Genomic DNA, 13118 nt, shown 5'->3' on the forward strand with positions numbered 1-13118 from the left:
CTATTATATAGCCCCCTAGTTTGAACAAATTTTAATCCGCAAAGTTCAACCGACCCTAATCAAACACGGCAACAGTTTGGCGGGTAAGAGCAATAAGCTCACCTGACTGTGACCAAATACACCCGTCCTCTAAACCATATCCATCTTTAGAGTGATGCGTAATTGCTTCAAAGCCAAGCCACTCGCCAGGCGTTAAATTGGGAGACTGAACAAACTCTAAATACCACGACATACTACTTGCTGGTCCGGGTTGTTTAAACATTTGTAACAATGTGGGCGGCCATGCATCGGTTAGTGCAATTACATGCGCTTCTGTAATGGTTTCAGGTGTATGTTTAAGTCGCATCCACCCACCTAAATGAGATGTGTCTGCCCCTGTAAAAGGCATTGCGCCTTGCTGTGGGCACAAATCCACATGCTGAAAAAATTCAGGCATTTGGCCTTTTATGAAGGGTAACGTATAACGCTCGTTAACAGGGCTTAAACCTAACGACTTTGAAACAGGAACATTAATAGCTGACTCTCTATTTTTAGCAAAACAAGCCTGCACGATTACGGCTACTTGCTCATTTTGAATTGCTTTAGCGAGTACTTGTGTACTGTTTTTACCCTCACGTAATACTTCAACATAAAGTGAAAAAGGGGTGTCGGCGAGTAAAGGCCCAACAAAATTAGTACTTAATGAAAGAAGTCGGCGGTCATTATTCACTTTGCCTCTAATAGCCTGATATAACAATGCAGCTGATAAACCACCAAAAGCGGTTCTTCCTTGGCACCAATTTTCAGGAAATTGCATGGTAAGTGCGGATTGTTCGATTTTATCTGATTGACCTATTTTAGCGGCTTGCTCAAGTAGTTGGTCAAAATGCATGGGAAATATCCTTTAAAAGTGCAATTTAATAAATTTATAACACAACCAAACTGGTCAGGCCAGTATTTAAAGGTGTGTCAAACGCTCTAAAAATCATCATTCCTTACAATTATTGGGGTTATTTTGTAAATAAATCATAAAAAATGAATTTTTTTTCATTTTTACAGTTGAATTAGTTTTAGGGCATCCCTATTTACTAGTCATCGAACGAATTAACGTATAACGAATTTTGAAGTTGGAGAAGTTTCATGGGTAAAATTATCGGAATCGATTTAGGTACTACAAACTCTTGTGTTGCAGTACTTGATGGTGACAAAGCACGTGTTATAGAAAACGCGGAAGGCGATCGCACAACCCCGTCTATCATTGCTTACACGCAAGACGGTGAAACATTAGTAGGTCAATCTGCTAAGCGTCAAGCGGTTACTAACCCTACTAACACATTATTTGCAATTAAGCGTTTAATTGGTCGTCGTTTTGAAGACGAAGAAGTACAACGCGATATCGGCATTATGCCATTTAAAATCATCAAAGCTGATAACGGCGATGCATGGGTAGAAGCGGGCGGCGAAAAACGCGCTGCACCACAAATTTCTGCTGAAGTACTGAAAAAAATGAAAAAAACTGCAGAAGACTTCTTAGGTGAAGAAGTAACTGAAGCGGTAATTACAGTACCTGCATACTTTAACGATTCACAACGTCAAGCAACTAAAGATGCCGGTCGTATTGCTGGTCTTGAAGTTAAACGTATCATCAATGAGCCAACTGCTGCTGCCCTTGCTTACGGCATGGACAAAAACAAAGGTGAAAACATTGTTGCTGTATACGATTTAGGTGGTGGTACGTTCGATTTATCAATCATTGAAATTGATGAAGTTGAAGGCGAGCACACATTTGAAGTACTAGCTACCAATGGTGATACTCACTTAGGTGGTGAAGATTTCGATAACCGTGTTATCAACTACTTAGTAGCAGAGTTCAAGAAAGACCAAGGCTTAGATCTAAAAACAGATCCACTTGCAATGCAACGTGTTAAAGAAGCTGCAGAAAAAGCAAAAATTGAACTTTCTTCAGCACAATCTACAGAAGTTAACCTTCCGTACGTAACTGCTGATGCAACAGGTCCTAAGCACATGAACGTGAAACTAACACGCGCTAAGCTTGAGTCACTTGTTGAAGATTTAGTAACTAAATCTCTAGAGCCGCTTAAACGTGCACTTGCTGATTCTGATTTATCAGTAGGCGACATCAACGACATCATTCTTGTTGGTGGACAAACACGTATGCCTTTAGTACAAAAAACAGTTGCTGATTTCTTCGGTAAAGAGCCACGTAAAGACGTTAACCCTGATGAAGCTGTAGCTGTAGGCGCGGCAATCCAAGGTGGCGTACTAGCAGGTGATGTTAAAGACGTACTATTACTAGACGTTTCTCCATTGTCTCTAGGTATTGAAACAATGGGTTCTGTAATGACAGCGCTTATTGAGAAGAACACGACGATTCCTACTAAGAAATCACAAACGTTCTCAACAGCAGAAGATAACCAGTCTGCGGTAACAATTCATGTGTTACAAGGTGAGCGTAAACGTTCAAGCGACAACAAATCTTTAGGTCAATTTAACCTTGAAGGTATTCGTCCTGCTCAACGTGGTACACCACAAATCGAAGTAACATTTGATGTTGATGCTGACGGTATCTTACATGTATCTGCTAAAGATAAAGACACAGGTAAAGAGCAAAAAATTACTATTCAAGCGTCTTCAGGTTTAAGCGATGAAGAAGTTGAAAAAATGGTACGTGATGCAGAAGCGCACGCTGAAGAAGACAAAAAGTTTGAAGAGCTTGTAGCTGTTCGTAACCAAGCAGATGCAATGGTTCACGGTACACGTAAGCAAGTTGAAGAAGCGGGCGATGCTTTACCAAGTGAAGATAAAGAAGCGATTGAAGCGGCAGTTGTAGACTTAGAAGCTGCAATTAAGAGCGACAACAAAGACGAAATTGAAGCTAAAACGCAAGCACTTGCTGAAAAGTCTCAAAAGTTAATGGAAATTGCTCAAGCTAAAGCACAGCAAGGTCAAGCAGACGCAGGTGAGCAACAACAATCAGCTAAGCAAGATGATGATGTTGTTGATGCAGAGTTTGAAGAAGTAAAAGACGACAAGTAATTGTTGCCGACGCTTCTAACTGACCAAAAACACTTAACTCGGTTAGGTGTTTAGGTTAGGATGAACAAAGGAGGCGCGCGAGCAATAGCTTGTCGCGCCTTTTGCATGTATTTAAGGTTCATAATTCAATGATAAATCGATGAGATTTATCGGTTTATCCCGCAGCTTACGCTGCAAAATAGAAAGAGTAGTGTGATAGATATGTCAAAACGCGATTATTACGAAGTCCTCGGCGTAAGCAAAGATGCGAGTGAGCGAGACATAAAAAAAGCGTATAAACGCTTAGCGATGAAATATCATCCAGATCGTACCGCAGGCGATAAAGAGCTTGAGACCAAGTTCAAAGAAGTAAAAGAAGCATACGAAATTCTAACTGACGATCAAAAACGCCAGATGTACGACCAATACGGTCATGCGGCCTTTGAACAAGGCGGTGGCGGTGGTCATGGCGGCTTTGGTGGCGGCCATGGCGATTTTGGTGACGTATTTGGCGATGTGTTTGGTGACATTTTTGGTGGCGGCGGTGGCCGACGTCAATCTCGCCAGCAACGCGGTTCTGATTTACGTTACAACATGGATCTAACGCTTGAAGAAGCGGTTCGTGGTAAAGAAGTTGAAATTAAAGTACCAACATGGGTAAGTTGTGACCCTTGTGATGGAAGCGGAGCAAAAGCGGGTTCTAAACCTAAAACATGTACTACCTGTCATGGTGCAGGCCAGGTGCAAATGCGCCAAGGTTTTTTTGCTGTTCAGCAAACATGTCCTACGTGTCAGGGACAAGGTCAAATTATTTCAGACCCTTGTAACAGCTGTCATGGTCAAGGCCGTGTAGAAAAAACTAAAACGTTGTCGGTGAAAATACCAGCGGGTGTTGATACAGGCGATCGTATTCGTTTATCGGGTGAGGGTGAAGCAGGAGTTCATGGCGCACCAGCGGGTGACTTATACGTACAAGTGTCTGTAAGAGAACATGACATATTTGTACGTGAAGGTAACAATTTATATTGTGAAGTTCCTATTAGCTTTACTACATCTGGTTTAGGCGGTGAAATTCAAGTACCTACACTGGATGGTCGTGCAAAACTTAAAATACCGTCAGAGACGCAAACCGGCAAAATGTTCCGTATGCGTGGCAAAGGTGTTAAATCTGTACGAAGTGGCGCACAAGGTGATTTAATTTGTAAGGTAGTTATTGAAACACCTGTCAATCTTAACGAGCGCCAACGTGAACTACTTAAAGAGTTAGAAGAAAGCATGGGCACAGATAGCTCAAAAAACCGTCCTAAAGAGCAAGGCTTTTTTGATGGTGTTAAAAAGTTTTTTGATGACTTAACAAAGTAAAAATTATGTTGTTTAAAAAAACGGTGCTTTACAGCGCCGTTTTTTTTGCTTTAAATTTGCTAACACCTCTAAAAAAGTGAGAACCCAATGACACCCGCTATCGCACTGCTCGAAAAACAAAAAATAAAGTTCGAAATACTGAGCTATCAGCACGATGCAAACTATGGTCACTATGGTTTAGAGGCAGTTGAAAAACTCAATTTAAATAGTGAGCAAGTATTTAAAACACTTGTACTAGAAACGCATGAAGGTGAATTAATCGTTGCCATCACCCCCGTATCTCAACAAGTTAATCTTAAACAGCTTGCTAAAGTGGCAAAAACAAAAAAAGTGGCCTTGGCCACGCCTCAAAAAGTAAATGTAAGTACCGGTTATATACTTGGAGGTGTGAGCCCAATAGGACAAAAAAAACGTCTTAAAACATATATTCACAGCAGTGCTAGTGAGTTTGAAATTATATATGTCAGTGCCGGTAAGCGTGGTTTGGAGTTAAAGTTAGCCATAGACGATGTAGCTGAGTTAACAAAAGCAACGTTTGCATTGTTCTAATAGTTTGTAGTTATTTATGTGTCGGTTACACTTTAGTATTTGCTGCTTTAGTTAATATTAACTACATTAAAAAGACGTTACGATTCAGGAAATTTCAGTGTTGTATGAATTTTTCGGATATTAATTTTATTTCGATACTGGTTGCTGCGCTTTCGTCGTTTACGTTAAGTAGTGTTTGGTATTCAAACTTATTATTTAGACAAGCTTGGCTTGAAAGTTGCGGCTTGACCGAGCTTGACTTGCAAAGTGCTAATAAAAAACGCGTATGTGTTGGCACGTTTTTACTTTCATTTTTGGCTGCATTTGTACTGTCGATATTTTTAGGTAACGAGTCGAGCTTGGGTTTGAGTGTAGGGACTGGTTTTGCTATTGGTTTATTTTGGGTGAGCAGCTCTTTGGGTTTAAGTTATCTTTATGAGCAGCGTCCAGTAAAACTTTTTTTGATAAACAGTGGTTACTATGTAAGCCAATTTTCGTTGATGGGATTAATTTTAGGCGGGTGGCCATAATTGATTTATAAACAAAAAATTGCCTATTTCTTTATTTATTCAGGTAACTAAATAATATGAAAATACTTGTTGTTGATGACATACCACTGATGCGACATGTATTAATTAACATGCTTAGAAATCTAAACTATCTTGATATTGTTGAAGCGACCGATGGTATTCAGGCGTTCACACTGTTAAAAAAGCAGTCTTTTGATTTGGTCATCACTGATTTATATATGCCCAAAATGGACGGTAAAGATTTACTAAATAGAATAAGAAATGACGAACAGCTTACCTCAACCCCTGTCTTGATGGTGACATGCGAAGATAATTCTAAAACTATAAAAAATGTAATCGCAGCTAAAGTTTCAGGCATTATTGTTAAGCCCTTTAGCCTTAAATGCCTCGCTGATCACTTAAATCATGTTTTAGCTACTGCCAATAAGTCATGAACTAGGGCGGTTAAAATACTTTCTAGTCACTACGGCTGTTTTAATTTACGGGCTACCTCATTAAACTTATCTTATTTAACGTTAAATATAATTATTAATTACGGAGGTGTTTTGGCACAACCAAACAAAAAAGGCCCTATAAAAACCGTTGATATTTTTTGCTCGTCCTGCAAAACGCAACTTTTTAAATATCGCAAAGGGGGGAAGGGGGCGCTTGTTAAGTGTTTTAAAGAGCGTATATCTCAAGACTTCACAAAAATTCCGTGTATTTGCCCAAGTTGTGAGCGGGCTTTTGCAAGACCTGCTTTAATCCGCGGCGCACCTGCCTACAAAATGATAGGTGGAAAAGTTACATTTAAATAAGCTAAAAACATATGCGGACATATGGCCTTGTTTGAAACTGCTTTGTTGCTATGATCGCCCGGTTTTGCTGTTTCAATGAATGAAAAATACCCTCCCCATGGAATGGGCCAGTTTTTTGGGTTATTTGAAAATGGATAAAGGATAGTTTCGTGATAGCACTCTTATTTGACATCATCGGTATGACAGGCACATTTTTAGTTGTTGGCTCGTTTTTTCTACTTCAATTAGGTAAAACAACACCAACCAGCTTGACGTACAACATGATGAACCTAACAGGGGCGATTTTATTATTAATAAGCCTTTGTTATAATTTTAATTTAGCGAGCTTTGTGATAGAAATATTTTGGATAGCTGCTTCATTAATTGGTTTATATAAGTATATAAAAAATAGATCAGCATTAGCGACTAGTTAATTTTGATATGTTCGCCGTAGACCTCTTGTTTACGGCGTTTCTATAAATTGCCCTTCTTAATTTTTTGATGCTTTACACTTATCACTCTTACTAAATGCTCTAAGCCTTTAACTCTGTGCAAATTTGGTTATGGCTGATATCCATTTGACAAGTCCTTACTATCTTCTTTACTGTGACGTCTGTTAAATAGCTTTTGGCGCGGTGATGGTAAGCAACCTAAACAATTCTAATCAAACATATCCTATTATACGAAGCGTGTGGCTTTGGCTTGGGCCCATTGTAATGTTGTTAACCTGTTTATTAGATCCACCAAATGGCCTATCTGATACAGCCTTTAAAACCGCAGGTTTAACATTTTGGATGGCCTCTTGGTGGGTGACTGAGGTAATTCCTATTCCTGCAACTTCATTGTTACCGCTCGTCATAACGCCACTTGTAAATATTGCGCCTATTAAAATTACTGCAGCGCCTTATGCACACCCACTTATATTTTTATTTTTGGGTGGTTTTTTAATCTCAATAGCTATGGAACGTTGGGGGTTACATAAACGAATTGCGTTAACCACTATGTTATATGCGGGTAAAAAACCGAGCTTACAAATTTTAGCAATGATGTTAGTAACAGCATTTTTATCTATGTGGATGTCAAACACGGCTACAACGGTGATGATGTTACCTATCGCGTTATCAATTATTCATTTAGTGAGTCACTCTGATTCTGGTGAAGATGGATTTGCAAAAGCATTACTTCTATCAATTGCCTATGGTGCCAGCATTGGTGGTATTGCTACGTTAATAGGAACACCGCCTAACGCGCTTATGGCAGCATACTTATCTGAAAGTTACCAAATTGAAATAGGCTTTGGGCAATGGATGATGGTAGGTGTGCCTTTAGCAATTGTGATGTTACTGGTGTGTTGGATATGGCTTACTAAATTCAGCTATAAAGTTGATAAAAATGCAGAAAACATTAAAGACAGTAAAGCTATGTTTGGTAATGAACTTGTTGCACTCGGTGCGTTGCAACGGGCTGAAAAAGGTGTGTTTTCAGTATTTGTACTAGCCGCGTTATGTTGGGTTTTTAGACCGCTATTAGCTGATTTATCGGGTCTTAGCATTTCAGACACTGCTATTGCTATTACAGCAGCCTTGTTGTTATTTGTTTTGCCAGCTAAGAAGGGCAGTGATGAGCGAATTTTAGATTGGCAAAGTGCATCTAAAGTGCCATGGGGCGTATTGTTATTATTTGGCGGTGGTTTATCGTTAGCATCACAGATTAAATCTTCTGGTTTAGCGCAATACATTGCACAAATGATAGAAGGGGCGAGTGCTATTCCATTAGTTATGGGCATAGTGGTTGTTGTCGCGCTTATCACCTTTTTAACCGAAATCACGAGTAATACAGCTACTGCGGCGGGCTTTTTGCCGTTATTAGGCCCAGTTGCTGAAAGTATTTTTGGCTCGCCTTTAGTGTGGGTTATTCCTGCTGCTATAGCATGCAGTTGTGCGTTTATGATGCCAGTTGCTACACCACCAAATGCCATTGTATTTGGCTCGGGAAAAATTAAAATTCGCGATATGATCAGAGCAGGTTTTGCACTTAACCTAGTCGCTATCGTATTAATTACACTTGTAACAATAACGCTCGCAAAAACAGTATTTAATTTTTAAAAATTGAGTCGGTTTGTATCTTAAACAAAGCGACTCTTAATCACTATGTGTGTGGTTGTAATAGGTAAATTAGTGTTATTGCTCGAAAAACAGATCAAGGTTATAGTCGACAATAACATTAAAAGTCGAGTAATCTATTTTGACAACAGACACAGCACAAATAGCCTCTTTATCAGCGCAATTTACTAGTTTACAAAATGCGTTTTTAGATAATCCTTATCCTTCTATTCATTCTCGAATTGCCATTTTAAAAAAATTACGTTCGCGCATTGTAGAGCTAGAAGAAGAACTTATCAGTGCAGTATCTAAAGACTTTGGCTACCGGACTGCGTTTGATACCTTACTTGGTGATATTTTGCCTACCGTGCAAGGGCTTTCGCACATTATTAAAAAATTACCTAAATGGTCAAAGCCTAGTAAACGTTCTGTGGGGCTTAGCTTATGGCCGTCAAAAGTGAGTGTTACCTATCAGCCTAAAGGCGTGGTAGGTGTTATCGCACCGTGGAATTACCCAATACAACTAGCGGTTGTGCCAGTGATCACCGCTATCGCAGCCGGTAATAAAGTAATGTTAAAACTCAGCGAATTTACACCACATACTAATGCCGTATTAGAAAAGCTTTTTGATGACAAAATGAGTCAGCATGTATGTGTGGTCCAAGGCGGCAGCGACGTTGCCAGCGAATTTTCGTCTCTTCCTTTTGCGCACTTATTATTTACCGGCTCTACTGGGGTTGGCAAATTAGTAATGAAAGCAGCCAGTAAAAACTTAACTCCCGTTACTTTAGAGCTTGGCGGCAAGTCACCAGTGATTATTACCGAGCAAGCTGATGTTAAAAAAGCAGCACACGCGCTGTTATTTGGGAAAATGGCAAATGCCGGGCAAATTTGTGTCGCGCCAGACTATGTATTTGTGCCTAAAACCCTAGAAAGCCAGCTTATTAAACAGTTATGTGAGCTTTATAAAAAGCATTTTAAGCAGGGTGTTGAAGGTAAAAACTTAACCTCTATTATTAGTGACTCACATTATGCGCGTTTAGCCGAATACTTAGTACAAGCACAAGAGCTTGGGGCAAATGTCATTAAGCCACTTGAACAAAATCAACAAGATGCAGATAAACATCGTATGGGTCTGCATTTAGTAACGAACGTGACCGACGACATGCAACTTATGCAAGATGAACTATTTGGGCCTATATTGCCAATTAAGAGTTATGGGAAGTTAGATGACGTTCTTGATTATATTAAACAGCATCCTAACCCACTTGCTCTTTATATTTTAGGTCAAGATAAAGAGGCGCAAGAGTACATTATTAAACAAACGCTTAGTGGGACCGTTGCGGTTAACGACACCTTAGTACAAGTAACTGCTGACGACGCGCCATTTGGTGGGGTGGGTCATTCAGGTATGGGGCACTATCACGGTAAGGAAGGGTTTTTAACGTTTAGTCACGCTAAAAATACACTCGTTTCTGGTTCTTTTAACCCGCGTATAGGGTTGTTACTTAAGCAAAGTAAACTTTTAACCAAGCTACTGAAGTGGTTATATATTAAGTAAAACAAACCCAAAAAAAGCTGAACTAACTATGCACAATGACACTAAGTTCAGCTTTAATTTTTTGCTTAACCTAAAATAGACGTCCTTCACCTGCGTAGGTACCTGCAAGGATTTTAGTGTAAATTGCATCAGCTTTTTCTTTTGCTTCTTCAATTTCTTTAGGTAACATTGAACGCTCATCTAACTTTCGACTATGGCTTGCTTGCATATTGCCATTGTATTCCGCAATTGTATTCCATATGTATGACTTTTCGAGGTTTTTAGGCATTCCTAGTCCTTCAAAGTACATAAGCGCTAAATTAAATTGCGCTAAAGAATAGTTATTCCCAGCGGCTTTTTCGTACCATGTTTTAGCAAGTTTGTAGTCGTGACTAACACCATCACCATTTGAATACATCACGCCTAAGTTAAACTGTGCGGCAGGCATGTTTTTTTTGGCTGCTTTTTCGAATAGAGATAAAGCCATTTGTTTGTCTAACTTAACGCCTTTGCCTTCGTCGTATAATACCGCTAATGCAAACATTGAGTCTGCGTGATTCTTTTTTACGCCTTTTTTGTATAGATCGGCTGCTTTGTAATAATCGCGTGTAACGCCGTGGCCTTCTTCGTATAATTTAGCGAGCTCGTAAATGCCAGGTGCAAACCCTTTGTCGGCAAGGTATTCAAATTCTTTTAAAGCGAATTCAAAGCGACCTTCGTTCGCCGCAATAATACCTTCTTCAAGGGTAGCATTCGCAAAAGGGCTCGCAATTAAAGCACCCGTAAGTAATAACGTTTTTAAATTAAACTGTGACATAGCGATGTCTCCAAAAAGTAATCGTTTCACTGTGAGTTAAATAAAACCATTTTATTTACAACACTATTGCACTTGCAGCTAATTAAGGGCGTATAACGTTGCTATATTTTAGGTTTATTTTATTACTACAAACAAACTAGCGTGCATTTAAGTTTAGATAAACTCTGTTTGTGATTATAGCTCAAATCGGGGGCGTTTTTTCTAACACGTTCGATTTTATAAGCGTAAGATACAGATATAACAGAAAATTTAAAAGAAATAACTATGTCAAAGCATGGCGAAAAGTTGCTAATTATAAACTTTTGACTGTTATGCTATTTAAGATAGCGAGTTCACGTTACGTAGGTTCATTACGTAAGTGCTTAGCTAAGTGAAGTGTTTATATTTGCAGAGGTGAAAATGTTAAAAACAATAAAAAATAAGTTGTCACATATAACTATTGCGTTAAGCGTACTGCTATTAACGAGTTGTTCTGCGTCGTTTACATATAATAATTTAACTTGGTTATCGTCATTTTGGGTTGATGATTACGTTGATTTAAACAAACAACAGAACAAGCAATTAAAAGAGATTATTAACACCACACAGCAATGGCATCGCGATACACAGTTGCCAGCATACAAGCAAGATATTGAAAATTTAAAGTCGCTGTTTAATCAAAATCTGAATCATGCTCAATTAAAAGAGCAGGTAGTATTTGCTAGGGCCCACTGGAAAAATCTTCTTGAGCATGCGCATTTTTCGCTTGCGCAATTAGGGTATACGCTCTCTACAGATCAACGCGATGAGTTTATACAAAATATTCAAGATCAAATTAACGAAGATCGTGAGCAATACAACGAACAATCTAGTAAAGAGCGCAAAACTAAACGCCTAGAAAACCAGTTAGACTACTACTCAGATTGGCTGGGTAAGCTCACTGACAAGCAAAAGCAACTTATTACAGACGCAAATAACAAGCATACGGAGTCAGGCGGGCTGTGGCTTGATTACAAACAAACTCGATTAGATGCAGCAAAATCAATAATGGTTGATGAAACACTCTCTGAAGATGAGTTTGTAACTAAATTAAGCTATGTAATAAAAGAGCGTGAAGCCTTTATGAGCGAAGAGCAATTAGCCATAAATGCCAGCAACCTTGATTTATATGTTAATTTATTAATAGAACTAGCCCCGACATTGAATAAAAAACAGCGCGAAAGTGTTAATGATGAATTTGACAGCCTAATTGAAACCTTAAACGATTTAATGGAACCTTAAAATTTAAACCTTTACATTGAGTACGAAAATTTCATTTATATAATATAAATATGATCTTACTAAGTAGGCTCAACGTAAGTTAAACGTTTTTAAAATTAGTCAGTTATTTACAGCTAAATTTTATAGGCTACGAAAATACATAAATAAAGGATTCTAATGGCACTTATATGGTAACTGATTTAAAAAGCATGCTTGCAACGTGGCACCCTTTACGAGACGAACAGCAATGGGTTTTGGCTACATTGTATAAAATTGAAGGCTCAAGCTACCGTAAGCTAGGCGCCATGATGCTTATTTCTAGCTTAGGGCAGCGATTGGGTATGCTCTCCGGTGGGTGCTTAGAGGCAGATATTCAGCGCCACGCCAAACAAGTAATGACCTCCCTTACGTCAAAAACGATTACCTATGATGCCACCGATGAAGATGACTTAACTTTTCAGTTAGGTATTGGCTGTGGTGGTGTTGTCCATATTGTTTTACAGCCAGTTAATAGCGCCAATAAATACCTAAATCTCGATTTTGTTTTTAATGCTCTTAAAGAAAAAGTGTCAGGTTATTATTTACAACCAGTGCAACCTCTTTGTGCGTTGGGGCAGGGCGTTTTTTCAAAACGTAATGTTTCTGATGGTCTTTCTGTTAATCGTAAAGCACAGATCATTGAAAAAAATAATCAGCATTGGCTACAAGTGGCCGTATACCCAGCCCCACATATTTTAATTGTGGGTGGCGGTGCCGACGCTGTTGCCGTTTATTCTATGGCTAAGCAGCTGGGTTGGGTTGTGACTGTGTGGGATCCCCGCGCGGCTAATGCTAAAAGGCAATATTTTCAGCAGGCAGATGCAATTTTACGTTGTCCGCCTCAAGAGCTAACCCAATATTGCGAAAAGCAAAAGGTGGATGCGAGCATATTAATGGCCCACAGTGTTGAGCTTGATGCAAATGCACTTTATGCGTTGAACAAGTCTAATTTAAAATATATGGGGCTACTGGGTCCTAAACACCGACGAGCACAAGTTTTTGAGCAAGCTAATATAGCTATACAAGAGGTTAAAGCGCCTGTTTTTGGGCCTGTAGGGCTTAACTTAGGTGGCGACTCGCCAGAAAGTATTGCATTGTCACTTATTAGTGAAATACACGCCGTGCTTTCTAATAAAGATGCTACATCCCTAAGCAATTGGGGTCAATGAA

Annotated in this window: 13 protein-coding genes; 11 read left to right on the forward strand and 2 right to left on the reverse strand. The window is 39.2% G+C overall.

The features are described 5' to 3' along the window. Nucleotides 1–55 precede the first annotated feature (55 nt). Nucleotides 56–871 carry a thioesterase family protein gene (locus tag MTP24_RS18430; RefSeq protein ID WP_006791695.1) on the reverse strand — a complete coding sequence of 272 codons (816 nt, stop codon included), beginning with the start codon at nucleotides 869–871 and terminating at the stop codon, nucleotides 56–58. Between the two features lie 248 nt (nucleotides 872–1119). Between MTP24_RS18430 and dnaK the strand changes: the two genes are divergently transcribed. The 9 genes from dnaK (at nucleotide 1120) to MTP24_RS18475 (ending at nucleotide 9874) form a co-directional block, all read left to right on the forward strand. Further along, a complete protein-coding gene (gene dnaK, locus MTP24_RS18435) occupies nucleotides 1120–3036 on the forward strand; it encodes a molecular chaperone DnaK (protein WP_008126292.1) in 1917 nt (638 codons plus the stop codon). Nucleotides 3037–3237: 201 nt separating this feature from the next. Continuing rightward, nucleotides 3238–4377 carry a molecular chaperone DnaJ gene (gene dnaJ, locus MTP24_RS18440; protein ID WP_006791697.1) on the forward strand — a complete coding sequence of 380 codons (1140 nt, stop codon included), beginning with the start codon at nucleotides 3238–3240 and terminating at the stop codon, nucleotides 4375–4377. 87 nt (nucleotides 4378–4464) lie between these two features. Beyond that, nucleotides 4465–4926, forward strand: a complete 462-nt coding sequence (gene ybaK / locus MTP24_RS18445) for a Cys-tRNA(Pro) deacylase (RefSeq protein WP_243534022.1) — start codon at nucleotides 4465–4467, stop codon at nucleotides 4924–4926. A 104-nt stretch (nucleotides 4927–5030) separates the two neighbouring features. Beyond that, complete coding sequence (locus MTP24_RS18450) at nucleotides 5031–5435, forward strand: DUF1761 domain-containing protein (RefSeq protein ID WP_039037633.1); 405 nt, start codon at nucleotides 5031–5033, stop codon at nucleotides 5433–5435. 56 nt (nucleotides 5436–5491) lie between these two features. Then, nucleotides 5492–5869, forward strand: a complete 378-nt coding sequence (locus tag MTP24_RS18455; RefSeq protein ID WP_006791700.1) for a response regulator — start codon at nucleotides 5492–5494, stop codon at nucleotides 5867–5869. Between the two features lie 111 nt (nucleotides 5870–5980). Continuing rightward, on the forward strand, nucleotides 5981–6232 hold the full coding sequence (locus MTP24_RS18460; RefSeq protein WP_008127468.1) for a hypothetical protein: 252 nt from the start codon (nucleotides 5981–5983) through the stop codon (nucleotides 6230–6232). Nucleotides 6233–6381: 149 nt separating this feature from the next. Then, nucleotides 6382–6645, forward strand: coding sequence for a hypothetical protein (locus MTP24_RS18465; protein WP_008127470.1), 264 nt, complete (start codon nucleotides 6382–6384; stop codon nucleotides 6643–6645). Between the two features lie 204 nt (nucleotides 6646–6849). Next, nucleotides 6850–8316: an SLC13 family permease gene (locus MTP24_RS18470; protein ID WP_243534025.1), complete on the forward strand. Its 1467-nt coding sequence runs from the start codon at nucleotides 6850–6852 to the stop codon at nucleotides 8314–8316. A gap of 139 nt (nucleotides 8317–8455) precedes the next feature. Beyond that, nucleotides 8456–9874 carry a coniferyl aldehyde dehydrogenase gene (locus MTP24_RS18475; RefSeq protein ID WP_243534027.1) on the forward strand — a complete coding sequence of 473 codons (1419 nt, stop codon included), beginning with the start codon at nucleotides 8456–8458 and terminating at the stop codon, nucleotides 9872–9874. Between the two features lie 70 nt (nucleotides 9875–9944). Here MTP24_RS18475 and MTP24_RS18480 read toward each other — a convergent pair whose 3' ends face one another. After that, nucleotides 9945–10670 (reverse strand): tetratricopeptide repeat protein, encoded by a 726-nt coding sequence (locus MTP24_RS18480; RefSeq protein ID WP_006791705.1) that lies wholly within the window; start codon nucleotides 10668–10670, stop codon nucleotides 9945–9947. 399 nt (nucleotides 10671–11069) lie between these two features. On the opposite strand from MTP24_RS18480, the gene MTP24_RS18485 reads away from it, so the two are divergent. Next, entirely contained in the window at nucleotides 11070–11930 is an 861-nt protein-coding gene (locus MTP24_RS18485) for a DUF6279 family lipoprotein (RefSeq protein ID WP_243534029.1), read from the forward strand. Nucleotides 11931–12097: 167 nt separating this feature from the next. Then, nucleotides 12098–13117, forward strand: coding sequence for an XdhC/CoxI family protein (locus MTP24_RS18490; RefSeq protein WP_243534031.1), 1020 nt, complete (start codon nucleotides 12098–12100; stop codon nucleotides 13115–13117). Nucleotide 13118 lies beyond the last annotated feature (1 nt).

This window comes from Pseudoalteromonas sp. APM04, from assembly GCF_022809815.1.
Classification (GTDB): Bacteria; Pseudomonadota; Gammaproteobacteria; order Enterobacterales; family Alteromonadaceae; genus Pseudoalteromonas; species Pseudoalteromonas marina.